Annotated in this window: 20 protein-coding genes and 1 riboswitch; of the genes, 6 read left to right on the top strand and 14 right to left on the bottom strand. The window is 71.9% G+C overall.

The features are described 5' to 3' along the window. Positions 1–229 precede the first annotated feature (229 nt). The 7 genes from ABD841_RS18940 to ABD841_RS18910 form a co-directional block, all read right to left on the bottom strand. Entirely contained in the window at positions 230–793 is a 564-nt protein-coding gene (locus tag ABD841_RS18940) for a histidine phosphatase family protein (protein WP_344973211.1), read from the bottom strand. Then, positions 790–1536, bottom strand: coding sequence for a CbtA family protein (locus tag ABD841_RS18935; RefSeq protein ID WP_344973209.1), 747 nt, complete (start codon positions 1534–1536; stop codon positions 790–792). Before ABD841_RS18935 ends, ABD841_RS18940 begins: the two co-directional genes overlap by 4 nt. Positions 1537–1543: 7 nt before the next feature. Next, a complete protein-coding gene (locus ABD841_RS18930) occupies positions 1544–1738 on the bottom strand; it encodes a CbtB domain-containing protein (RefSeq protein ID WP_344973207.1) in 195 nt (64 codons plus the stop codon). 29 nt (positions 1739–1767) lie between these two features. Then, positions 1768–1886, bottom strand: a riboswitch (cobalamin riboswitch). Positions 1887–2148: 262 nt separating this feature from the next. After that, positions 2149–3663 (bottom strand): depupylase/deamidase Dop, encoded by a 1515-nt coding sequence (dop, locus tag ABD841_RS18925; RefSeq protein WP_344973205.1) that lies wholly within the window; start codon positions 3661–3663, stop codon positions 2149–2151. An 87-nt stretch (positions 3664–3750) separates the two neighbouring features. Continuing rightward, entirely contained in the window at positions 3751–4908 is a 1158-nt protein-coding gene (locus ABD841_RS18920) for an acyltransferase family protein (RefSeq protein WP_344973203.1), read from the bottom strand. A gap of 206 nt (positions 4909–5114) precedes the next feature. Continuing rightward, positions 5115–6878, bottom strand: coding sequence for a proteasome ATPase (gene arc / locus ABD841_RS18915; RefSeq protein ID WP_344973201.1), 1764 nt, complete (start codon positions 6876–6878; stop codon positions 5115–5117). A 205-nt stretch (positions 6879–7083) separates the two neighbouring features. Next, entirely contained in the window at positions 7084–7953 is an 870-nt protein-coding gene (locus ABD841_RS18910; protein ID WP_344973199.1) for a tRNA (adenine-N1)-methyltransferase, read from the bottom strand. A 326-nt stretch (positions 7954–8279) separates the two neighbouring features. On the opposite strand from ABD841_RS18910, the gene ABD841_RS18905 reads away from it, so the two are divergent. Next, positions 8280–9404 carry a GNAT family N-acetyltransferase gene (locus ABD841_RS18905; protein ID WP_344973197.1) on the top strand — a complete coding sequence of 375 codons (1125 nt, stop codon included), beginning with the start codon at positions 8280–8282 and terminating at the stop codon, positions 9402–9404. Between the two features lie 178 nt (positions 9405–9582). On the opposite strand, the gene ABD841_RS18900 is transcribed toward ABD841_RS18905, so the two are convergent. Then, positions 9583–10806 carry an aminotransferase class III-fold pyridoxal phosphate-dependent enzyme gene (locus ABD841_RS18900; protein WP_344973195.1) on the bottom strand — a complete coding sequence of 408 codons (1224 nt, stop codon included), beginning with the start codon at positions 10804–10806 and terminating at the stop codon, positions 9583–9585. A 120-nt stretch (positions 10807–10926) separates the two neighbouring features. Then, a complete protein-coding gene (locus ABD841_RS18895) occupies positions 10927–11841 on the bottom strand; it encodes a carbohydrate kinase family protein (protein ID WP_344973193.1) in 915 nt (304 codons plus the stop codon). A gap of 83 nt (positions 11842–11924) precedes the next feature. Between ABD841_RS18895 and ABD841_RS18890 the strand changes: the two genes are divergently transcribed. After that, complete coding sequence (locus tag ABD841_RS18890; protein ID WP_344973191.1) at positions 11925–12524, top strand: TetR/AcrR family transcriptional regulator; 600 nt, start codon at positions 11925–11927, stop codon at positions 12522–12524. Positions 12525–12550: 26 nt separating this feature from the next. Here the strand turns inward: ABD841_RS18890 and ABD841_RS18885 are convergent, their stop codons facing one another. Next, on the bottom strand, positions 12551–13339 hold the full coding sequence (locus ABD841_RS18885; RefSeq protein WP_344973189.1) for a serine/threonine-protein kinase: 789 nt from the start codon (positions 13337–13339) through the stop codon (positions 12551–12553). Positions 13340–13471: 132 nt separating this feature from the next. Between ABD841_RS18885 and ABD841_RS18880 the strand changes: the two genes are divergently transcribed. Next, positions 13472–15457: a cation:proton antiporter gene (locus ABD841_RS18880; RefSeq protein WP_344973369.1), complete on the top strand. Its 1986-nt coding sequence runs from the start codon at positions 13472–13474 to the stop codon at positions 15455–15457. 151 nt (positions 15458–15608) lie between these two features. Here ABD841_RS18880 and ABD841_RS18875 read toward each other — a convergent pair whose 3' ends face one another. The 4 genes from ABD841_RS18875 to ABD841_RS18860 form a co-directional block, all read right to left on the bottom strand. Further along, positions 15609–17033, bottom strand: a complete 1425-nt coding sequence (locus tag ABD841_RS18875) for an FHA domain-containing protein (protein WP_344973187.1) — start codon at positions 17031–17033, stop codon at positions 15609–15611. Next, positions 17030–17467 carry a hypothetical protein gene (locus ABD841_RS18870; RefSeq protein ID WP_344973186.1) on the bottom strand — a complete coding sequence of 146 codons (438 nt, stop codon included), beginning with the start codon at positions 17465–17467 and terminating at the stop codon, positions 17030–17032. Before ABD841_RS18870 ends, ABD841_RS18875 begins: the two co-directional genes overlap by 4 nt. A gap of 13 nt (positions 17468–17480) precedes the next feature. Next, the gene (locus ABD841_RS18865; RefSeq protein ID WP_344973184.1) at positions 17481–19016 is read right to left on the bottom strand and encodes a hypothetical protein; all 1536 of its coding nucleotides are present in this window, start codon (positions 19014–19016) and stop codon (positions 17481–17483) included. Between the two features lie 163 nt (positions 19017–19179). Continuing rightward, positions 19180–20271 carry a site-2 protease family protein gene (locus tag ABD841_RS18860; protein WP_344973183.1) on the bottom strand — a complete coding sequence of 364 codons (1092 nt, stop codon included), beginning with the start codon at positions 20269–20271 and terminating at the stop codon, positions 19180–19182. A gap of 167 nt (positions 20272–20438) precedes the next feature. Here ABD841_RS18860 and ABD841_RS18855 point away from each other — a divergent pair, with 167 nt between their 5' ends. The 3 genes from ABD841_RS18855 to ABD841_RS18845 all read left to right on the top strand — a co-directional run bounded on the left by ABD841_RS18855 (position 20439) and on the right by ABD841_RS18845 (position 23394). Next, on the top strand, positions 20439–21314 hold the full coding sequence (locus ABD841_RS18855) for a RecB family exonuclease (protein ID WP_344973181.1): 876 nt from the start codon (positions 20439–20441) through the stop codon (positions 21312–21314). 203 nt (positions 21315–21517) lie between these two features. Beyond that, a complete protein-coding gene (locus ABD841_RS18850) occupies positions 21518–22714 on the top strand; it encodes a sensor histidine kinase (RefSeq protein WP_344973179.1) in 1197 nt (398 codons plus the stop codon). Then, positions 22711–23394, top strand: coding sequence for a response regulator (locus ABD841_RS18845; protein WP_344973178.1), 684 nt, complete (start codon positions 22711–22713; stop codon positions 23392–23394). The genes ABD841_RS18850 and ABD841_RS18845 overlap by 4 nt, the downstream gene beginning before the upstream one ends. The last annotated feature ends 119 nt before the right edge of the window (positions 23395–23513 follow it).

Raw genomic sequence — 23513 nt, 5'->3', positions numbered from 1 at the left:
GATCGCAGGAGAAACGGCAGCCGGTGACCACCTCGACCGGCGGCAGGAGCGCGGCGAGGGCGCGCACGATCGTGGACTTGGCGGTGCCCTTCTCCCCTCTGACCAGCACTCCCCCGGCGCGCGGGGAGACGGCGTTGAGGATCAGCGCGAGTTTCAGGTCCTCCAGCCCCACGATCGCGGTGAAGGGATAGCGGTGGTCACGCACCGTCGAGGTCTCCTTGCCTGTCGTTCACGGGGTGTAGCTCAGCTGCCAGCGCCCGCCGCGGCCGGTGAGCGCCACGCGGGCCAGCGGGGCGACGTCGACACGCCAGAAGGCTGGGGCGGGGGCGCCCACGGCGTGGACGACCGCGGCGCGGATGACGGCGGGGTGGGTGACCGCGACGACCCGGCCGGGCGCGTGGCCGGCGAGCCAGCCGGACACACGAGCGAGGAGCGCGATGATCGACTCCCCGCCGTGAGGTGCCGAGGCCGGGTCGCCCAGCCAGGCGGCGAGCGCCTCGGGCTCGGCCGCGCCGACCTCGTCGAGGGTCCTGCCGCGCCAGCGGCCGTAGTCGCAGTCGGCGAGCAGCGGGTCGATCTCGGCCCGCAGGCCGAGCGCCGCCGCCGTCTGGGTGCAGCGCAGCTCGGCGGCGCAGGCCGCCTGGCCGGTGCCGACCTCCGGCGCCAGCGCGGCGGCCCCGCGCAGGCCGCGCCCGTCGAGCGGTTCGTCGCCCGGGAACGCGGCCCGCACCGTGGCCGGGGTGGAGCCGTGGCAGACCAGCAGCAGGCGGGTGACCCCCGAGGGGGCCGTCACACCGGGCTGCGTCCGCGCGCAGCGAAGGCGAACAGCGCGCCGACACCGGTCCAGAAGACCGCCTGGGTGCCGAGTGAGGCGATCCGGAAGTCCCACAGCAGGTCCGCGGGGAAGCCCGCGGGCACCTCCGCGATCTCCGGTAGGAGGATCCAGGCCGCGATGACGGGAACCAGCACCGCGGCGCCCGCCGCCAGCCAGCGCAGCCACGGCTCGGCGGCCGAGGCGTACCGGTGGGCGGCGGTCCCGGCGGCGACGGAGAGAATCCCGATGGCCACGGCGACCAGGTAGAGCACCGTGCGCTGGTCGATGGTCTCCGGATCGCCCACCGCGGGCGGGTTGGCGGGATACTTCACGAACGGGATGAGGACGATCGCGGCGAAGGCTGCGGCCGCCAGGGCCACGGCCAGCACCGGTTCCGATCGGGGCCCCACCCGGCCGCGCAGGGCCGCGTAGACGAGGGCGAACAGGCCGCCCACCGCCATCCCGTACAGGCCCAGGGCCAGGAAGAGGCCGAACCGCTGCCCGCCCCTGCTGACCAGGGCCTCCTCTCCGTGGGAGTGGGCCGCGGGTTCGGCGGCTCCGTGCGAGTGGGTCTCCGCGGCCGGGGCGGCGGCAGCGGCCGCCTCCTCCAGCGCGATGGCCTGCTCGATGCGCGGCTCGCCCACGGCGTAGGCGAAGACGGCGGCGAGCAGTCCGGCGAGCAGTCCGACGACGATGCCGCGGACGAGGAGTTTGCCGATCACACGCGGCTCAGTGGCACGGGACGCCGAGCAGGTGGCGCCCGTCGTGCATGAGCTCGTGCAGGTAGTTTCCGGCCTGCGAGATCGCGCCCTGGTCGAAGGTGACCAGGTAGGCGACGAGCAGGAGCACCGGTACGGCGAGCAGCCAGCGGGCGATCGACGTCCACGGAACGGGCTGGGTGTGCGGAGCCGAGATCTGGCTCACGGGGCCTCCTTCGGGATTGACGCGTCCCTTGTCGTAGGTCGGTGGCGGTCGAGTGACCTGGCTCCCGGCCCTCGCGGGCCGGTCACAGTGGCGCGACCGCACCGGCATTTCACCGGATTTCCCTCGCACCGCCACAAAACACCCGGAACGTATCCCGGTTCCCTATCCCCCGTCAATCCGGACATCAGCCTTCTGGCGATCCGGACAGCGGTTCCTCGCCGATCGGGACGGCGGCTCCGGCCGATACGGGCGGCGGCTCCCGACGGCAAGGACGGCGGCCGGTGCTCGCGCCGGGGCGCGGGCGCCCGACGCCGCCACCGGGCACACCGGAGCGGGGACGCCCGACGCCGCCGCCGGATACGCCGGAACGGGGACGGTCCGGCCCGGACCGCCCCCTCCCGAGAACCCCGCTACTCCCCGGTCAGCGCCGCCACCAGCTCGGCGGCGGTGCGGCAGCGGTCGAACAGCTCGCCCACGTGGGCCTTGGTGCCGCGCAGCGGCTCCAGGGTGGGCACGCGCTGCAACGACTCGCGGCCCGGGATGTCGAAGATGACCGAGTCCCACGAGGCCGCGGCCACCGAGTCGCTGTACTGGCTCAGGCAGCGGCCCCGGAAGTAGGCCCGGGTGTCGCTGGGCGGCGCCTCGATGGCCCGCTGCACCTCCTCCTCGGTCACCAGACGCCGCATCTTGCCCCGGGCGACCAGCCGGTTGTACAGGCCGCGGTCGGGGCGGATGTCGGAGTACTGCAGGTCGACGAGCTGCAGACGCGGGTGCGACCAGGGCAGGCCGTCACGGCTTCGGTAGCCCTCCAGCAGTTCCAGCTTGGCCACCCAGTCGAGCTCGCCGGCCAGCTGCATCGGGTCCTCGGCCAGCCGGGTGAGGACCGACTCCCAGCGGTCCAGGACGTCCTTGGTGGGCTCGTCCAGACCGTTGACGCTGCGCTCCTCGGCGTACTTGCGCGCGAGCTCGAGGTACTCCATCTGGAGCTGCACGGCCGTCAGCTTGCGACCGTCGCGCATCGCGATCTCGTATTTGAGCGTCGGGTCGTGCGAGACCGCCCGGAGAGCCTGCACCGGGTTCTCCACGGCGAGGTCCCGGGTGAAGTAGCCGTCCTCGATCATCGCCAGGACGAGTGACGTGGAGCCGACCTTCAGGTAGGTCGAGATCTCCGACATGTTGGCGTCGCCGATGATGACGTGCAGACGGCGGTACTTCTCGGGGTCGGCGTGGGGCTCGTCACGGGTGTTGATGATCGGCCGCTTGAGCGTGGTCTCCAGGCCCACCTCGACCTCGAAGAAGTCGGCGCGCTGGCTGATCTGGAAGCCCTCGCCGCGGGAGTCCTGGCCGATGCCGACCCGGCCCGCGCCGGTGACGACCTGCCTGGAGACGAAGAACGGGGTCAGGTGCCTGACGATGTCGGCGAACGAGGTGGCCCTGCGCATGAGGTAGTTCTCATGGCAGCCGTAGGAGGCACCCTTGTTGTCGGTGTTGTTCTTGTAGAGCTGGATCGGGGCGTTGGTCGGGATCGCCGACGCGCGGAGCGCGGCGTCGTGCATCACCCGTTCGCCCGCCTTGTCCCAGATCACCGCGGCCCGGGGGTTGGTGCACTCGGGAGTGGAGTATTCGGGATGGGCGTGATCCACATACAGCCGAGCACCGTTGGTCAGGATCACGTTGGCCAGTCCGAGGTCTTCGTCGGTGAGCTGGCTCTGGTCGGCCGCCTCCCGTGCGAGGTCGAATCCCCGCGCGTCGCGCAGCGGATTCTCCTCCTCGAAGTCCCATCGCGCACGCCGCGCCCTGGCCGCCGAGGCCGCCAGGTAGGCGTTCACGACCTGAGAGGAGGTCACCATCGCGTTGGCCCCCGGCTGTCCGGGCACGGAGATGCCGTACTCGGTCTCGATGCCCATCACCCGCCGTACCGTCATGCGCACCCTCTGTTCATCCGGGACTGTTCTCTCCGCCGATATCTATTCCCGACCCTAGACCCTTCACTATGCCCGGTGGTCAGACAGTTATGGCACCGAAGCCTTTTCGCCCGTTGCGAGGGGGAAAGAGGCGAGTCCCGGAGCCTGCGGCGGCGGGCTCTGACCGGACCGGCGGCGTCTGACGGCCTTGACGAACTCCTGGACCGGCCGCTCGGCCACCCGGTACACCAGGTACGAGAACGCCAGCGCGGCCACCACGGTGACCAGCGCGGTCAGCGCGGGCGGCAGCACGTCCCGGAGGGCGGGGACGATCAGCACCGCCGCCGTGGTGTGGAACAGGTAGAGCGGGTAGGTGAGCGCCCCCAGGACGACCAGGCCACGCCAGCGCAACCACCGCAGCCAGCCGAGCGCCACCATCGCCATGACCACGTAGAAGCCGACCACGGTGGCCACCACGGCCCACTCGGGAACGGGCATCGCCGCGTAGCCCACCTTGTCGATGCGCCCGGCCACCCGGTCGAGCGCCGCGTTGACGGCCAGACCACCGCTGATCCCGGCCAGGCACCACAGGACGAGCTTGGGCCCGAACCTCGTCATCAGGAAGAACGCCATGCCGCCGACGAAGTACGCGGCGTACTTGGGCATGACCACGAGGTCGACCCAGAAGCTCTCGCTGCCCGTGAAGAACCCGGCCGCCAGGAGCCAGACGCCCATGAAGACCAGGCAGCGGTTGAGCGTGACCCCGGTGATCACCAGGATGGAGATGAGCACGTAGAAGCGGAGCTCCACCCAGAGCGACCAGTAGACGCCGTTGGCGTCGGCGACGCCGAAGGCCCGCTGGAGCATCGTCAGGTTGACGCCGTACCCTCCCGGGCCGAGCTTGGGGTCCAGGGCGGTGGCGGCGGTCAGCCCGTAGACCGCGGCGGTGGCGGCCACGCTGACCCAGTAGGCGGGGAACAGCCGCACCAGCCGGGACAGGGCGAACGAGCCCAGGCTCCGCCCCCAGACGCTCATCAGGATCACGAAACCGCTGATCATGAAGAACAGCTCGACGCCCAGGATGCCGAGCCCGGACAACGTGGAGATCGCCGGGAACAGCTCGGCCGGGCGGTCGCCCCACACCGAGGCGAAGGCGATGAAGTAGTGGAAGGCGAGCACCGCCAGGGCGGCGACGAAACGCAGGAGGTCGAGTTCGGCGAGGCGGCCGCTTCCCCGGAGCGCCTCGCGGGACCCCGGGCCGGTCACCGGGCGACCGTGCCGGAATGTTCACGCACGCCACTTGGACGGCGGCGAGATCATTTGGGTTCCCCGTGACGGACGATGTCCTCGGGACTCGTGTGACGGGTGTGAAAAGCCGCCGCGGGCGCGGGACGGCCCGGTCGGGCGGGCGAGAACGCCGACGGCGCGGCCCCGGATGAGGGGCCGCGCCGCCGGCGCACGCTGGAGGTCCGCTACAGGTACTGACCGGTGTTGGCCACCGTGTCGATGGACCGGCCGGCCTCGGTGCCCTGCTTGCCCGTCACGAGGGTGCGGATGTAGACGATCCGCTCGCCCTTCTTGCCGGAGATGCGGGCCCAGTCGTCGGGGTTGGTGGTGTTGGGCAGGTCCTCGTTCTCGGAGAACTCGTCGACGCAGGCCGTCAGCAGGTGCTGGATGCGCAGACCCTTCTGGCCGGTCTCGAGGAACTGCTTGATCGCCATCTTCTTGCCCCGGTCGACGATGTTCTGGATCATCGCACCCGAGTTGAAGTCCTTGAAGTACAGGACCTCCTTGTCGCCGTTGGCGTAGGTCACCTCAAGGAAGCGGTTCTCCTCGCTCTCGGCGTACATCCTCTCGACGACCCGCTGGATCATCCCGCTGATGGTCTCCTGACGGTTGCCACCGTGCTCGGCCAGGTCTTCGGGGTGGAGCGGAAGGTCTTCGATGAGGTACTTCGAGAAGATGTCCTTGGCCGCCTCGGCGTCCGGCCGCTCGATCTTGATCTTGACGTCCAGGCGGCCGGGCCGAAGGATCGCCGGGTCGATCATGTCCTCGCGGTTGGAGGCGCCGATGACGATCACGTTCTCCAGACCCTCGACACCGTCGATCTCCGACAGGAGCTGGGGAACGATGGTGTTCTCGACGTCGGAGGAGACACCCGAACCGCGGGTGCGGAAGATCGAGTCCATCTCGTCGAAGAACACGATCACCGGGGTGCCCTCGGAGGCCTTCTCCCGAGCCCGCTGGAAGACCAGGCGGATGTGCCGCTCGGTCTCGCCGACGTACTTGTTGAGAAGCTCCGGGCCCTTGATGTTGAGGAAGAAGCTCTTGCCGGACTGGCCGGTCTTCTCCGCGACCTGCTTGGCCAGGGAGTTGGCGACGGCCTTCGCGATGAGCGTCTTGCCGCATCCGGGCGGACCGTAGAGCAGCACGCCCTTGGGCGGGCGGAGCTTGTGCTCGCGGAAGAGGTCGGCGTGCAGGTAGGGAAGCTCCACGGCGTCCCGGATCTGCTCGATCTGCCGCATGAGCCCGCCGATCTCCTCGTAGGAGATGTCGGGCACCTCCTCCAGGACGAGCTCCTCGACCTCGGACTTGGGAATGCGCTCGTAGACGTAACCCGAACGTGGTTCGAGCAGCAGCGAGTCGCCCGCGCGGATCGGCTGGCCGACCAGCGACTCGGCGAGCTTGACCACCCGCTCCTCGTCGGCGTGCGAGATCACCAGCGCGCGCTGACCGTCCTCAAGGAGCTCCTTGAGCATGACGATCTCGCCGAGCTCCTCGAAACCGAGGGCCTCGACCACGTTGAGCGCCTCGTTGAGCATGACCTCCTGGCCACGCTTCAGCGACTCGACGTCCACCGCTGGACTGACGTTCACCCGGAGTTTGCGGCCACCGGTGAAGACCTCCACCGTGCCGTCTTCCCTGGCTTCAAGGAATACGCCGAACCCGGATGGCGGCTGGGCCAACCGGTCGACCTCCTCCTTCAAGGCGACGATCTGGTCTCTGGCCTCCTTGAGGGTGGCCACCAGACGCTCGTTCTGGCCGGTTACGGCCGCGAGGTTCGCCTGCAAGTCGTGAAGACGCTCTTCGAGGATCCTGGCCTGCCGGGGAGACTCCGTCAGCTTCCGACGCAACGTGGTGATCTCCTCCTGCAGGAAGGAGACCTGTGTTGTGAGGTCAGCGACCTCCCGTTCGCGCTGCGCGGCTCGAGCTTCAGCGTCGTCGCGAGCTGCCACGGCGTCACCTCCTTCCCAGTCGAGACCGACTACTCAAAACCCTACCCATCTGGGGGCTGTCCCTTACCTGGCCGAGCAGTGTTCGTATGACTACATTAAGTGCGCGATGAATAATCCCTTTTAGTGCGTTTAGTGCTGGAAGCATAAGAACACGGCGGTCTGTCCCCGTGTCAGCCCTCCACACACCGTTGTGTCTGAATTGTCATCAAGTGGCGGAAGACGTGGACTCCTCGCCATATGCCCCCTTCGCCGGACGTCTGCGCCGGGGTGGCGGCGTCACCCCGTCGGCCATGCGGCGGGCCGTCACCAGGAAGCCGGTGTGGCCGACCATCCTGTGGTCCGGCCGGACGGCCAGACCTTCGACATGCCAGTCGCGAACCAGGGTCTCCCACGCATGGGGCTCGGTGAAACTCCCGTGCTCCCGCAGAGTTTCGACCGTGCGGGACAGCTGGGTTGTGGTTGCCACATAACAGCAGATCACACCTCCCGGCGTGAGAGCCTTGGCCGCGGCGTCGACGCACTCCCACGGGGCGAGCATGTCGAGGATGATCCGGTCGACATCGCTCTCGTCGAGGGCGTCGACGAAGTCGCCGACCACCAGGCGCCACTGCTCCATCGGGCCGCCGTAGAACTTCTCGACGTTCTTGGTGGCCACGTCGGCGAAGTCCTGACGCCGCTCATATGACGTGACCCTACCCTCCGTGCCGACCGCGCGCAGCAGGAAACAGGTGAGCGCGCCGGAGCCGACGCCCGCCTCCACCACCCGGGCACCCGGGAAGACGTCGGCCATGGCGACGATCTGCGCGGCGTCCTTCGGGTAGATGACCGCCGCGCCGCGCGGCATGGACAACGTGTAGTCCGAGAGCAGGTGCCGGAACGCCAGGTACTGGGTGCCGCCGGACGAACGCACCACCGACCCCTCGGGCCGGCCGATCAGCTCACTGTGCGGGATCCCGCCCTTGTGCGTGTGGAACACGCCGTCTTCCTTCAGCGTCACCGTGTGGCGCTTGTTCTTGGGATCGGTGAGCTGAACCTGATCCCCGGCCTGAAACGGCCCATGCCTGCGAAAACCCATGACCGCAAGGTTATCGGCGCGCGGCGGCGGCCCGTCCCGGCCCGGTTCGGGGCCACCCCACGGCCGGGGCGCGGGCGGGGTCGTACGGAGCCGGGCGGACGGAGCAAAGGAAGGGGCACGGACGGGGCACGGACGGGGCTCAGAAGGACGGAGCACGGACGGAGCAAGCCCTCGGGGCGCGGGCGACGGAGTGAGGACAAGGAGAGCAGAGGCACAGGGGCACAGGACACAGGAGAACAGGAGCGCAGGCGGGCGGGGCGGAGACCGAACCGGCACGGGGGCAAAATGGTTCGCCCCTTCCGGCGACACCTGGTAGCTCTTGCGGTGTGCTGTCTCCCGATGTGATCCCCGCCGGCCCGGTCGTCCTGCGGCCGCACGCGCCCGCCGACGCCGAAGCGATCGTCCGTGCCTGCTCCGACCCGGAGATCGTCCGGTTCATCCCGCCCGTGCCCGTGCCGTACACCCACGACGACGCGCTCCGGTACCTGGAACAGGTCGAGCAGGAGTGGAAGGACGGGAGCGCCCCCTTCGCGATCGCGGACGCGGAGAGCGGCGAGTGGCTGGGCAACATCAGCCTGCGGGTCGCGCGCCTGGCGGGCAACGCCGAGATCGGTTACCTGGTCGCGCCGTGGGCGCGGGGCCGCGGGGTGGCCACCGCCGCCACCCGGGCGCTCGCCGGGTGGGCCCTGGCCCGCGGGGTCGAGCGCATCGAGTTGCTGACCGCCCCGGAGAACCTGGCCAGCCAGCGCGTCGCGCTGGCCGCGGGCTTCCGCCGCGAGGGCGTGCGGCGCGCGGCCGAACCGCGGCGGGACGGCGCCCGCGGCGACCTGGTGGCCTTCGCGCGGCTGCGCGGCGACTCCGGCGAGCCGGTCCGGCCGTTCCTGCCCGGCTTCCCCGGCGGGTCGCTGACCGACGGGGTGGTGCGGCTGCGCCCGCTCACCGAGACCGACGCCGCCGCCTACCTGGCGCTGCAGACCGTGCCCGACGTGGTGGCGTACAGCGTCCCGCCCGAGGCGCCCACCCCGGCGGAGGCCGAGGAGAGGTGCCGCATGGCGGGAACTCAGTGGCTGGCCGGTGAGCGGGCCGAGGTCGCGATCCTGGACGCCGTCACGGGCACGTTCGCCGGGCACATCCAGCTCACCGCGGTGATCCCCCCGCTGGGCGAGGCCATGACGGGCTACAGCGTCCTGCCGGAGTTCCGCGGCAGGGGTTTCGCCGCCCGGGCGGTGAACCTCCTGGTCGGCTGGGCCTTCGCGCACACCTCCCTGGTCCGGATCGTCGCGGGCACCTCCCCCGCCAACACCGCCTCGCACCGTGTGCTGGAGCGTGCGGGCTTCAGCCGGGAGGCGCTCATCCGCGGGCTGCTGCCGGGCCCGGACGGCACGCGCCTGGACGACCTGCGCTGGTACCGCCTGCGTGAGGGCCTCCGGCTCCAGGATCCTCAGCCGTAGGGTTCCCGGGGTCTCCGGATCCCCGGCCGCCCGCGCCCCGGACGCGGCCGCCCACCGAAGATCCGGACGCGCCCGCCCCGGACCCGGGGGAACGCCCGGGAGCGCCCGCTCCGGGTCCCGGTGAGGGTACCCGGACGTACCCGCTCGGGCCCCGGAGGGACGCCCCGGGCGGCCCGGCTCAGTCGGCGCCGAAGCGGGCCCTGAGCTTGGCGAAGGCGGCGTCGGTGCCCTGGAGCGCGCGGTCGATGTCGGCGTCGGTGTGGGCGGCCGACAGGAACCAGTTGTGCCACGGGTGCAGGTAGACGCCCTCCTCCAGGCAGGCCCCGGCCCAGAACATGCCCTTCTCCAGCGTCGCGTCACCCTCGAAGGACAGCCACGGGATCTGCACCGGCCCGGTCTGCCTGATCACGAAACCGTGGGAGGCCGCCTGGGCGGCCAGTCCCTCGCGCAGGCGGGTGCCCGCCCGTTCCATCAGGGCGATGCCGCCGATGTCGCGCAGGGTCTCGACGGTGGCCTTGGCCGCGGCCATCGGGGCGGCGTTGAACCAGAACGAGCCGGTGGAGTAGAGCGTCTGGGCCGGGGCGCGCAGGGCGTCGACGCCGGTGACGGCGGCGATCGGGTGACCGTTGGCCAGGGCCTTGCTGAAGGCGTACAGGTCGGGGCGGACGCCCAGGGGCTCCCAGGAGCCGCCGAGGTCGATCCGCCAGCCGCCGCGCACGTCGTCGATCACCAGCGCGGCGCCGATCCGGTCGGCCAGGGCCCGCACCCCGCGGGCAAACTCGGGGACGGGAAGTTCCTGGTCCTCGAACGAGTCGTGCTTGAACGGCGTCACGATGATCGCGGCGACGTCCCCCTCGGCCCGGGCGGCGGCGGCCTCGACGCTGGCCAGGTCGTTGTAGACGAACTCGACCAGGTCGGCGCGCTCGTTCGGGGTGGTGCCCGCCGGGCTGGGCGTGCACCAGGGGTCGGCGCCGTGATAGGCGCCGTGGGCCATGAGCACCTTGGTCCTGCCGGTGGCGGCGCGGGCGACCATCAGCGCCTGGGTGGTGGCGTCGGTGCCGTTCTTGGAGAACATCACCCAGTCGGCCTGCGGGACGGTCTCCACCAGCAGCTCGGCGAGCTCCACGTAGACGGGGCCGGGGCCGTTGAGGCAGTCGCCCGTGGCGAGTTGGGCGGCGACCGCGGCCTCCACCGCCGGGTGGCGGTGGCCGAGCACGACGGGGCCCCAGGAGCACATCAGGTCGACGTACTCGCGGCCGTCGGCGTCACGCTGCCGGCAGCCCTCGCCCCCGACGAAGAACTGCGGGTAGGACGGGCCGTGCAGGGCGGCGTTGAGGTGGCCGTACATGCCCCCGGGGACGACCTTGGCGGCCCGCTCCCTGAGGTTGGCGTCGATGGACATGCGTCGTCCTTTCAGAAGACCTTCGATCCGGAGTGCTTCGCGGGTCCGGCACGGGTCCGGCGCGTTCCCCGAACCCGGCGCGGCTCCCGGAACGGCCCGCTGCTCGCGCGTGACCGCCGCTCACCTCTCGTCGCGGATGCTCCGCGCCCCGTCCAGGCCGGCGTCGGAGCCGAGGCCGCCGGCGACGCGGGCGGCCAGCGCGGTGCCGAGCCGCGCGGCCCCGGCGACGTCGCGGCCGTCGACCAGCCCGGCGACGAAGCCGGCGCAGTAGGCGTCGCCGCACCCGGTGGTGTCGACCACCGGGACGTCGAGGGCGGGGACGCGGGTGATCCCGGACGCGTCGGCGACCAGGCTCCCCTCGGCCCCGAGCGTGACGAGCACGGCCGAGGGCCCCTCGGCCAGCAGTTCGCGCGCCGCCCCCGCCGCGTCCCCGGCGCCGCTCATCATCAGCGCCTGCTCCTCGTTGGGCAGCAGGTAGTCGACGTACGGGAGAAAGCCCCGGGCGCCCCGCACGAGGTCCGGCATATTGGACAGCAGGTCCATTGTGACGATCACGCCCGCCGCTCTCGCCTCCTCCAGCAGCGCGAAGAACGCGGGGTCGTGCAGGCCCCAGGTCACGTCCATGCCGCCCAGGTGCACGACCCGCGCGCCGAGGACGCGCTCGCGGGCGACGTCGGCCGCCGACAGGCCCAGATTCGCGCCGGGGACGTGGAAGGAGGGGCGCCCGCCGTCGGGCCGGATGGGGAGGATCGAGGCGGCGGTCTGCTCGCCGGGCTTGCGGACGATCCCGGAGACGTCCACACCGCGCCGCCCCATGATCATGACGAGGAGGTCGCCGAGCTCGTCGTCGCCGACCGCGCCCACCGAGGCGACCTCGACCCCGAGCGCGGCCAGATCGACCGCGGTCCCGGCGGCCGCCCCCGCGGCGGTGACGCGGATCTGCTCCAGCACGTGGGTGTCCTGTCCGGCGGGGATCGACTCCACCGGCCTGGCGAGGACGTCCACGATGTGCACCCCGAGCGCGACGACGGTCATATGAGCCCTCCTCATGTCCTTAGCGGATGATAGACGGGCGACCGACTACAGTGTCAACGGAACCGGATCGGGGAGGGGACGAGGTGCCGAAGATCGTCAATCACCGGCAGCGCCGCGCGGAGGTGGTCGAGGCGGCCCGGCGAATCATCCTGCGCGAGGGCATCGAGGCCGCCACCACCCGGGCGATCGCCAGGGAGGCCGGTTACTCCAACGGGGTCCTCACCCACTACTTCGCCGACAAGGACGACATCATGCTGTCGGCACTGCGCTCCTCACACCGGCGCATCGTGGAACGCCTGCGCGGCAAGCTCACCGGCCGCACCGGGCTGGACGCGCTCCGCGAGCTGCTGCTGGACAATCTGCCGCTGGACGAGGAGCGCGCCCAGGAGAGCCGGCTGGAGATCGGTTTCTGGGGCCGCGCCCTGACCGGCCCGGCGATGCTCCAGGCGCAGCGCGCCGAGGCCGGGGAGCTGCGTTACCTGGTACGCAGCCTGCTGGGCGCGGCGGCCGACGCCGGGGAGATCGGCACCGCCGAGGACCTCGACGACGTCGCCGACCGGCTGCTCGCCCTCGTCGACGGGCTGAGCGTGCACCGCCTGCTCTACCCGGACAGGCTCGGCGTCGACCGCCTGCGACGGCTGCTCGGCGCCGAACTGGACCGCCTGCGCCCGCCGGGCGGGTGAGCCCGGCCCCGGCGGGGGCGCCGCCCTCAGCCCAGCAGGGCGTACAGGCGGTCGGCGACGCCCCGCGCGGTGGGGCGCTTGGCCATGTCGCCGAGGCACGCCTGGACGAGGTCCGAGATCCCGGGCTCCAGGTCGGGGCTGATCGTCGGCGCCGTGCTGTAGACCTTGCGGAGGGTCAGCAGCGGGTCGTGGGTGGGCAGCTCACCGTAGAGCCCCTGGCCGCTCACCGCCCAGTGCAGGGTCGCGCCCAGCGACCACACATCACCCTGCGGGGTGGGCTTGTCGCCCTGCAGCAGCGCGGGATCGGTGAACTCCACCGAGCCGATGCCGCCCATCCCCGTCACCGTCGCGCCCGGCGTCAGCACCTGCGACAGGCCCAGGTCCGACAGCTTGCCCCCGGTCTCGGTGAGCAGCACGTTGCCGGGGCGGATGTCGCGGTGCACGATGCCCTCCTCGTGCAGCGCCTGCGCGGCGTATGAGACACAGGCGATGGCACGCAGCACCTGCTCCCGCGACGGCCGCTCGGCCGGGCGGGCCAGCGAGCCGCCGGGCAGGTACTCCATCGAGTAGTAGAACACCCCGCCCTGCTGGCCGGCGTCGTAGAGCCGCACCAGGTACGGCGAGCTCACCGCCGCGAACGCCTTCAACTCCCTGGTGGCCCGGCGGAACGCGTCACTCCCGGTGCCCCCCACGACTTTCACCGCGACCAGATCCGCCTCGACGGGCAACCGCTCGGGCTTCTTCGCCAAGTAGAACTCGCCGTGATTGCCCGCCCCCAGCGATCGGACGAACTCGTAATCGGCGATGCCTTCCACCAACGGTCTCCCTCCGTACCTGCGCGTTGTCCGCGCGATGTTCGCAGCGACAACCCAACACACGGTAACGTCGCCTTTGACATTGTCAGGGCTTTTCATTGCTTACGGAAAGCGTGCACACAAGTGCTCCACATGGACCTGCTCCTGCTCGATCTGGTGATCGTCCTCGCGGCGGCGCGGCTGTTCGGAGCCGCGGCCAGATGGCTCGGCCAGCCGCCGGTCATCGGCGAGATCGTCGCCGGTATCCTGCTCGGCCCGACCCTGCTGGGTCCGCTGATCGGCGACACGCTGTTCGGTCCGGAGATGCGGCCCCCGTTGCAGGCCCTGGCCAACGTCGGCCTGGTGCTGTTCATGTTCATCGTCGGCCTGGAGCTGGACCAGAAGCTGGTCAGGGGCAAGGGCCGGCTCGCGGTCACCGTGGCGCTGGGCTCGACGGTGGTGCCGTTCGTGCTGGGCTGCGCGCTCGCCCTGGCGATCGCCGGTGAGCACGTGGGCGGCGACAAGACGCTCCCGTTCGTGCTGTTCATGGGTGCGGCGATGTCGGCCACCGCGTTCCCGGTGCTCGCCCGCATCCTCACCGACCGCGGGATGCAGCGCATCACCCTCGGCGGCCTGTCACTGGCCGCCGCGGCCGTCATCGACGTCCTCGCCTGGACCGTTCTGGCGGTGGTGGTCGGCCTCGCCGGCGCCGGCGAGGCCGAGGGGCAGTGGAAGGTCCTGCTCGCGCTGCCGTACGCGCTGGTGATGTTCCTGGTGGTCAAGCCGCTGCTGGCCCGGCTGGTGCCCGCGTACGAGAAGGCGGGGCGGCTGACGCCCGGCCTGCTCTCGCTGGTGCTCATCGGCCTGATCGCCTCGTCCTGGGCCACCGAGTGGATGCACGTGCACTACATCTTCGGGGCGTTCGTGTTCGGCGCGGTGATGCCGCGCGAGGGCGCCGAGCGGCTCAACCACGAGATCCTGGAACGGCTGGAGCAGCTGGCCGTGCTCCTGCTGCTCCCGATGTTCTTCGTGGTGGCGGGGCTCAACGTCAACCTGCGTGAGCTCGACCTGTCCAGCCTCGGCACGCTCGCGGCGATCCTGGCCGTGGCGATCGGCGGCAAGATGCTCGGCTCCTACGCGGCGGCCCGCACGCAGCGGCTGCCGAACCGGCAGTCGTGGGCGATGGCCGCCCTGCTCAACACGCGAGGGCTGACCGAGATCGTCATCCTCACCGTCGGCCTGCAGAAGGGCGTGCTCGACAACGAGCTGTACTCCCTGATGGTGGTCATGGCCCTCGTCACCACCGGGATGACCGGGCCGCTGCTGCGCAGGCTCTACCCCGACCGGCGGGTGGCCCGCGACATCGCGGAGGCCGAGCGCGCCGCGCTCGGCGTCACCGCCGCGCACCGAGTGCTGGTGATCGTGCCCGATCCTCCCGCCGCACAGGCCCCGCTGGTCGGCCTGGCCGCGGCGCTGGCCACCGCCAAGTCCCCGTCCGAGGTGGTCCTGGGCCACCTGCGCCCCTACCCGAAGGGCCGCCTGGAGGTCGGCAGCGGCCTGTCCTCGGAGCTCGCCGAGCTCGCCGAGACCCTGCACGACCTGGAGGTGCTGGCCGGCACCGCCCGCGAGCGCGGCGCGGCGGCCAGGGTGGTGAGCAGGTTCAGCGCGAACGTGGCCGACGAGCTGCCCGAGCTGGCCTCCGGCGCCCAGCCCGATCTGCTGGTGCTGCCCGCCGGCCTCCCCGGCCACGCCACCGTCCGCGACGGTGTCACCTGCCGCGTGGTGACCGTGTCGGCGCACGTCCCCGCCGGCCCGGACGCGGTGCCCGCGCCGGTCGCGGTGCACCACGGCGCGGGCGGCGACGCCGCGGCGCACGTGGCGCTCATCCTCGCCGTCCTGGAGGACCGTCCGCTGGTCGTCACCGGCGGGAGCCGGGCCTCGGCCCTGGCGCAGCGGCTGGCCAAGCTCGGCGTGGCGGCCACCGCGGGAGCGGTCCCGGAGGGCGCGCTGGTCGTGGCCGCCGACACCGACGACGCCCCGGAGGGCGCGCACCTGCTGGTCCGCGCCGAGCAGGACGCCGACCCGGTCGACTGGGCCGAGGCCGTCTCCGCCCTGCGCCCCCTCGTCTCCCGGCCCTGACGCCGGCCCCGGCCCCGGGCCGAAACCCGAGCGCGGCGGCCCGGGGACCGCACGTATGAAGGCCCGGGACCGGGCGGATGCCTGGTCCCGGGCCGGACAACGCCTCCGGGCGGCGCGGCCGGAGCCGTGCCGCCCGGAGGCGTGGGGTTCGTCAGCGGTTGCGGTGCGACTCGTAGCGCATGGTGCGCGAGACACCGATCCGCACGGTGGTGCCCGGCATGATCGTGACCGGCTCGTTCGGGGGGATGTCGTAGAAGTTGGGATCGCCGGACGGCTGGATCTGGGTGCCGTTGACCGATCCCAGGTCGATCAGGTTGACGTCCCAGCCGTCCAGGGCCACCCGTAGGTGGCGGCGGGAGACCGAGCCGTCGGGGCTGGTGACCTTGGCGGGACGAACGGAACCCTCGGCCACCTCCGGCGCCCGCTCCGGGTCGCGGCCCACCAGGTAGTCGGTGTCGAGGCGCAGCGTCGTGCCGTCGTCCAGGAGCAGCACGCCCAGCGGCGGGCGCGGCCCCTTGTAGGGCACGAGCGTACGCTGGACCAGCGCGATGCCGCAGACCGCGCAGTAGGGCACACGCGGGTCGTTGAAGTGGTCGTTCTTGCAGTCGACCCCGTAGACCAGCGGCCGGGACTCGGGCTCGGCCTCCGGGCCGGGCTCGGCGGGCGGGGCCTCCGCGGGCTTCGAACCGCCCGGGGTCAGCAGCTCGTACTCGAACGGCTGGTCCCGGACGTCGACGGGCTCACCGCCCATGCCGTTCGCCCTGGCGGCCTCGATGTCCTCGTGCCCCATGACCGCGGGGGCGGGGCCCGTGGCCGGGCCCTGCGCGACGGCGGGTGCCGGCTGCGGCGTGGGGGGCTGGACCGGGGCCGGTGGGTACGGCTCCGGCGTGCTCAACGGGTAGGGCGGCGGGGCCTCCACCGGCGGCGCGGGCACGGGAGCGGGCTCCATCGGGGGCGCCGGCTTCTGGAAGACGGGCTGGGCCGGCGCCACCGGCTCCATCCGCGCCACGGGCTCCATGTGCGGTTCCATGTGCGGTTCCATCCGCGCCACGGGCGCCATGTGCTCCGCGGGTTCCATCCGCGACATGGCCGGCGGGGCCCCGGCGGTCTCGGACAGGTCGGAGGAGACACCGCCCGCGACGATCACACCGGCGTCCAGCCGGGCCAGCGGGTGCGCTTCCCCGGCGTCGGGCAGGCGCAGCTCGACCCGGGTCACCGGGCCGGGCACCAGGCGGTCGGACCACGTCAGCGCGTCACGTCCGGCGAGCTGGATCTCACCGGCCGCGCCGGTCACCGACGCGGACGCCGAGCCGCTGACCAGGACCGCCACTCCCCCGTTCGCGGGGCCCGCGACGGCGCACGCCACCGGCTCGCCTATCCCCACGGCGAGGATCCGCGCGACACGCCGGGCCAGCGCCCGGCCGTCGCCGCCCGCGGCGGCGGTCTCCCGCAGCGCCCCCAGCAGGTCCCCCACGACGGCCTCGGCCGCGTCGCACACCAGCAGCAGGCCGCCCACGTGGGCCACCAGCCCGTTGCCCGGAAGCGGACGCACCACTCCGAAGCCCTGGTCGGTCACAGAACTCTCCCTCCCCGGAATCGCCACCGGATGAACGGCACCCGCATCGGGCCGTTCGCCACCAACCACATGCATACCCAGACGACGGTGAAGTGCGTCCAGAAGGCGGCCAGCGGGACCGGATCGATGAAATCAACGGCACCGGACCGTAGCAAAAAGTACAGCAGAAGGCCCTCGGGGATAAGCGTCAGCAGCCCGAAGGAGGTCGGCCAGTCCTTCTCCCAGCGGAACTGCATGAGGAAGTGATAGATCAGCTCCCAGCCGATGCCCACCACGCCGACGGCCACCAGGATCAGGAGGGCGTTGACGTAGAGGTCGCCGAGGGGCCCGGAGAGGCCCGGCAGCACCGGCACGATCAGCAGGGTGACGATCACGCCGACGGTGGCGAGGAGGAACAGGCGCGTCTGGATGCGCCCGAACAGAGTCGGAACCACGGGAGATCGCTCCTTACACCGGCGAGTTGAAGGCCCACTTGAACCACTGCGAGGTCGACCGCAGCGGCCCCATCTTCTTGACGAACCCGCGTCTCGCCAGGTCGTCGGCTATCTCCTGGGCCGCGATCTGCAGGCCGAGGAAGGTGTCGACGCCGGGGAAGTAACCGCCGAGCGTCGCCGACCCCGAGGCGTACAGGGCGCCGTCGCCGCTGGCCGTGCCCTTCACCTCGAAGTGCCGCTCCACTTCCAGCCTGTTGACCGGGTTGCGGAAGGCCCCGCTGTACTTGAGCAGGTCGTCGAAGATCCGGTGCTCGGCGATGTCGGCCTCGAGGCCGGTGCAGTCGATGATGTAGTCGGACACCATCTCGCGGACGATGCCGTCCTTGCTGCGCGCGTAGCTGATCAGCCGCCCCTCCGGGGTGCGCTCCACGCGGTCGACGGTGCCCTGCACGGCGTGGTAGTAGCCGCCGCTGCGGCCCTCGCGCATCTGCTTCTGCCAGTGCCTGCGGTAGGGCGTGTTGGTGCCGCCCATCTGCTTGTACTTCTTCGCCCGGGCCTCGCCCTCGAGCTTGCGCATCTCCGCCTTGAGCTGGCCGCCCCAGACCGACTTGGGGTAGTTGAAGCCCTGGTAGGCCCAGCCGTTGCCGCCCTTGCGGCGCGACCAGAGGTGCGGGCCGTGCGAGCCGCTGATGAACGTGCGGAAGATGTGGATGATCTGCGTCTGCAGGTTGAACTTCTCGCGGTCGTCGAACAGTCGCTGGAGCACCCGGGAGGCGACGATGCCGCCGCCGCGGATGACCACCGCGCCGGGCCGGGTCTTGAGGAACTCGTAGACCTGCTCGTGCGGCTCGTAGGCGTTGACGACGTGCTGGTAGTCGCCGTACTTGGTACGGAACTCCTGCAGGTCGGGCAGGAACTTCAGGCCCGGGTAGCCGACCGCGAGGTGGACGAAGCGCGAGCGGAAGATGATGCGCTTGGTCGGCGCCGCCCCCTCGGGCGGGGTGACCACCGTGAAGTAGCCGCCGCCGACCCGCTTGCGGACCATGCGGACCTGGCCCTTGACGAGCATGTCCCAGTAGTTGATGCGCTTGGCCTCACGCTCGAGGTTCTCGAAGACCGTGCCGGCCCGCGGGGTCCAGTAGTCGTTGATGATCGGCTCGGTGAGGATCTGCCACAGGTAGGCGGGGTTCTTGTCCTTCCACGCCTCCTCCAGGGCGTAGGAGGGGAATCCCCACAGGTTGTCGGGCCGCGAGGAGGAGTCGGAGCGGATCCGCTCCCTCCGCGGGATCTGCGAGCACCGGGTGAGGAACTCGTAGGTCTGCCACGGATGGTCGATGTTGGACACCACGCGCATCTGCGAGGTGGGAACCCCGTAGATCCGCAGGTAGTCGAGGGTCACGAAGGACCCGATGCCGCCCCCCACCGTCAGGAAGGGGATGTCGTACATCGGGATGCCTGCCGCCGCGACCAGCTGATCGGTCCATTCCGGCGTGTTCAACAGTTCCGGGGTGAGGTCACCGGCCGGAGCCGGCGTGTGGGGGGGTGCCAATTGATGCGTCCCTTAAACTCCATGGCCAACGCGTGCGGTCGGCCAAACATTAGTCCTGTATGCGGGCCCAGGACGAGCGGGGCGACCAGGTCCGATCACCTCACCTGTCCGGCCTCCTCAGGCGAGTATCGGGTGAGACGCCTGTAAACCACATGTGGTTCGCTTAAACCCCACTGAATACCCGGTTCACGTCGGACGTCGCCAGCACGCCGAAGATCTCGCCGTTCCGCTCCACCAGAAGGTACTCGCCCGCGGGCGACTCGCGCATGGCGTCGATCAGCGGCTCGCCCGCCAGGTCGGCGGCGAGCACCAGGGACGGTTCGAGGCTGCGCGCCAGCGAGCCCGCCGTGACCCAGGGGCGGCGGTTCTCCGGGGTCGCCTCCACCGCGACCTCGTTGACGATGCCGGTGGGGTGGCCCTCGTGGTCGACCACCACCACGGCCCCCGCATGCGCCTCGGCGGCCCGGCGCAGCGCCTCGGCCAGCGGCACGTCGCCGGTCACCGCGATGGCCCGCCTGGCCAGGGCGCGGGCGTTGACCTGCGGGATGCGGGCCCGCACCCGGGCGCTCCGCAGGGACTGCGTGGCGCCGATCCAGATGAAGGACGAGAGCAGCACCGACCAGACGAGCGTGGTCAGGCCCGGCGCCTGGCCGCTCACCAGCGCCAGCCCCACGGGGACGGCGACCAGGGCGACGGCCAGCACCCGGCCCACCCAGGCGGCGGCGATCGTGCCGGAGCCGGAGTTGCGGGTCACCTTCCAGACCCCCGCCCGCAGCATGCGCCCGCCGTCGAGCGGGAGCCCCGGCAGCAGGTTGAAGACCCCGACGATCAGGTTGGCCGCCCAGAGCTGGAGGATCAGGACCCCGGCGACCGAGTTCCCGTCGACGAACTCGCCGGCGGCGAAGCCGATCCCGGCCAGCCCGAGCGAGAGCAGGGGCCCGGCGAAGGCCACCATGAACTCCCTGGCCGGGGTCTCCGGCTCGCGCTCGATCTCCGACACGCCGCCGAGCAGGTAGAGGGTGATGCGACGCACCGGCAGGCCGTACATCCTGGCGACCACGCAGTGCGCGAGCTCGTGCAGGAGCACCGAGACGTACAGCAGCACGGCGAAGGCGAAGGAGACGAGGTAGGTCACCGGGATGCTCAGCTCGGGCAGGCGGAAGGCCACGGTCGGCTGGAACATGTAGGTGATGAACGCCGCCACGATGAACCAGGTGGGCGAGACGTAGACCGGGATGCCGAACGGGCGCCCCATCCGTAGTCCTGGACTGTCCTGGCGCGGGCTCTGGCTGCTCACCGCTGACTCACCACTCCTCGTTCACGCCGCCCTCAGGCCTCGATGGTACGCGCCGACGGGCCCGGGGCAGGCGCGTGGAGGCGCCGCGGGCGCGAACTGTCGCCGGGGTGACCTACAGTGCGGTCATGTCGCCGACCGAGCCCACGATCATCGGAGCCCTCTCGCCGTCCCGCGCGGGCGACTTCATGACCTGCCCGCTTCTGTATCGTTTCCGGGTGATCGACCGGCTCCCGGAGCCGCCGTCGCCCGCCGCGGTGCGCGGCACGATGGTCCACTCGGTGCTGGAGCGCCTGTACGACCTGCCCGCCCCCGAGCGCACCGTCGACGCGGCGCGGGGCCTGCTGGAGCCGGAGTGGCGCAGGCTCCTGACGGAGGAGCCCGCCTACGCCGGGATGTTCACCGGCGACGACGACCACGCCCGATGGCTGGCCGAGGCCCGCGCCATGCTGGAGCGCTACTTCACGCTGGAGGACCCCACCTGCCTGGAGCCCGCCGAGCGGGAGCTGTACGTGGAGGCGATCCTCGGCAGCGGCCTGATGCTGCGGGGCTACATCGACCGGCTGGACGTGGCGCCCACGGGCGAGGTGCGCGTCGTCGACTACAAGACCGGCAGCGCCCCCGGGGCCGCCTTCGAGGCCAAGGCGCTGTTCCAGATGAAGTTCTACGCGCTGGTGCTGTGGCGGCTGCGCGGCTCGGTGCCGCGCCTGCTCCAGCTGATGTATCTGGGGGGCGACGGCGAGGTCCTGCGCTACAGTCCCGACGAGGCCGACCTGCTGGCCACCGAGCGCAAGGTCCAGGCTCTGTGGGAGGCGATCGAGCGGGCCCTGGAGACGGGCGAGTGGCGCCACCGGCCGAGCAGGCTGTGCGGCTGGTGCAACTACAAGGAGCTGTGCCCGGAGTTCGGCGGCACTCCCCCGCCGGTCCCCGCGCGGCAGCCGGGCGACACCCTTCGCAGCACCCGCCCCGCCAAGGCCTCCAGAGCGGCCACCGACGAGCTCTGAGGGCCGCCCGGGCACGGGGAAGCCCACGGCTGGGCCCCGGGGTCCCGGGGTACGGCAGGGCTCCGTAGCGGCCCGCTGAGGGCTCCGCCGCCCGCTGCCCGTACGGGCCCGCCCCGCGGGGGCGGCGGGTCCTCCGCGGGGATGAGAGCCGATATCCCCCCACAGCAGGGTGGCCCCGCCGGAGGGGCACCTAGATTGATTGTGTGTGCACCACCATCGGTAGCCTGCGGGCGCGGCTCCACGAGCACCCGCTGGCGTCCGACGCGGCCCTCGGCGCGGTGCTGGCCGGCGCCGCGGTCCCGTACGCCTACGCCGCATCCCTGCTCGGCGGGCCGGCCCCGCCGCGGGAGCCCGACGCGCTGAGCCTCACCCTGATCGTGACCGGCTGCCTGTCACCGGTCCTGCGCCGCAGCAGGCCGTTCCTGGCGCTCACGCTGGTCTGCCTGGCGCAGGTCACACTGGCCGCGACCGGGCAGAGCGCCTCGCTGCTCTGGCTCGCGGCGCTGGTGCTGGTCTACTCGATCGCGGCGCACCGTGGCCTGGCGGTCAGCCTGGGCGCGCCGGCGCTCGCCCTCACCGCCCACCTGGCGTCGGCGGTGCCGTCCGACCGGCTCGGCGACGTGCGGACCCACCTGCTGACGACCGTGCTGACCGTGACCGTGTGGATCACCGGGCGCAGCGTGCGCCTGCGCCGGGCCTACCAGGCGGAACTGCGCGACCGGGACCGGCGCATGGAGCGCGCCCGGGAGGCCGACCGGCGGGCGGCCAGGGCCGAGGAGCGCTCCCGCATCGCCCGCGAGCTGCACGACGTGGTCGCCCACCACGTGAGCGTGATGACCGTCCAGGCCGCCGCGGCGCGGCGGGTGCTGGCCGCCGACCCCGACAGGGCGGGCGAGGCCCTGTCGGCGATCGAGAACCTGGGCCGGACCGCCATGGCGGAGATGCGCGACATCGTGGGCGTGCTCAGGACCGACACGGCGCCCGCCGAACGCACCCCGCAGCCGGGCGTGGAGGAGATTCCCGCCCTGGTCGACCAGATGCGGGAGGCGGGGCTGCACACGCAGCTGTGGATCGAGGGCGAACGGGGGCGGCTCTCACCCGGGGTCGATCTGGCCGCCTACCGGCTGGTCCAGGAGGCCCTGACCAACAGCCTGCGGCACGCCGGCCCGCAGGCGCGGGCCTGGGTGACCGTGCGGCACGGGCCGGGCGAGCTGGCGGTGCAGGTGGAGGACGACGGCCGGGGCCCCGAGGCCGGTGACCCGGACGCCGAACCGGCGGGCCACGGTCTGGTGGGCATTCGCGAGCGCGTCGCCCTCTATGGTGGACTTCTGCGGATCGGCCCGCGTCCCGGGGGCGGATTCGAGGTCAACGCCCGGTTCCCCCTCAAGGAGACTCGATGACGATCAGGGTGCTGCTGGTCGACGACCAGCCCCTGCTGCGCACCGGTTTCCGGCTCATCCTGGAGGCCGAGCCCGACCTCACCGTGGTCGGCGAGGCGGGAGACGGCAAGGCCGCCCAGGACCAGTCGCGGGCGCTGCTGCCCGACGTGGTGCTGATGGACATCCGGATGCCCGGCGTGGACGGCATCGAGGCGACCCGCCGGATCGTGCGGGAGGCCGGCGGCGGCGCGCACGTGCCCCGGGTGCTGGTGCTGACCACTTTCGACCTGGACGAGTACATCGTGGAGGCGCTGCGCGCCGGGGCCAGCGGCTTCCTGCTCAAGGACGTCCCGCCGGACGAGCTGGTGCAGGCCATCAGGGTGGTCGCGGCGGGGGACGCCATCGTCGCGCCGAGCGTCACCCGGCGGCTGCTCGACAGGTTCGGCCGGCACCTGCCCTCGGCCCAGCAGCAGTCCACCCCCGCCCGTCTCGACCGGCTGACCGAGCGTGAGCTGGAGGTGCTGCGGCTGATCGCCAAGGGCATGTCCAACGCGGAGATCGCCGCCGAGCTGGTGGTGAGCGAGACGACGGTCAAGACCCACGTCGGCAACGTGCTGACCAAGCTGGGGCTGCGCGACCGGGTCCAGGCGGTGATCCTCGCCTACGAGACGGGCCTGATCACCCCCGGCGCGCTCCCCTGACCCCGGCCCCCGGCGGGTCCGGGGTGGGGCGGTCCGGCGGCGCGCCCGCCCGCGTGTGCCGCGCGAGTGCGGGAATCGGGGCCGACGGCGCGCGCCCGCCCGCACGGGCCGGGGGCGGC

Origin of the sequence: Streptosporangium fragile (assembly GCF_039534445.1) — a bacterium.
Classification (GTDB): Bacteria; Actinomycetota; Actinomycetes; order Streptosporangiales; family Streptosporangiaceae; genus Streptosporangium; species Streptosporangium fragile.
The sequence above is the reverse complement of the archived record's forward strand: the minus strand, read 5'-3'. Positions and strand labels throughout refer to the sequence as shown.

Bases quoted from the DNA above. Each gene is read 5' to 3' on its own strand.
- dop (WP_344973205.1), bottom strand. From the start codon at position 3,663: ATGACGGTACGGCGGGTGATGGGCATCGAGACCGAGTACGGCATCTCC.
- ABD841_RS18910 (WP_344973199.1), bottom strand. From the start codon at position 7,953: ATGGGTTTTCGCAGGCATGGGCCGTTTCAGGCCGGGGATCAGGTTCAG.
- ABD841_RS18900 (WP_344973195.1), bottom strand. From the start codon at position 10,806: ATGTCCATCGACGCCAACCTCAGGGAGCGGGCCGCCAAGGTCGTCCCC.
- ABD841_RS18895 (WP_344973193.1), bottom strand. From the start codon at position 11,841: ATGACCGTCGTCGCGCTCGGGGTGCACATCGTGGACGTCCTCGCCAGG.
- ABD841_RS18880 (WP_344973369.1), top strand. From the start codon at position 13,472: ATGGACCTGCTCCTGCTCGATCTGGTGATCGTCCTCGCGGCGGCGCGG.
- ABD841_RS18860 (WP_344973183.1), bottom strand. From the start codon at position 20,271: ATGGGGCGCCCGTTCGGCATCCCGGTCTACGTCTCGCCCACCTGGTTC.
- ABD841_RS18855 (WP_344973181.1), top strand. From the start codon at position 20,439: ATGTCGCCGACCGAGCCCACGATCATCGGAGCCCTCTCGCCGTCCCGC.
- ABD841_RS18845 (WP_344973178.1), top strand. From the start codon at position 22,711: ATGACGATCAGGGTGCTGCTGGTCGACGACCAGCCCCTGCTGCGCACC.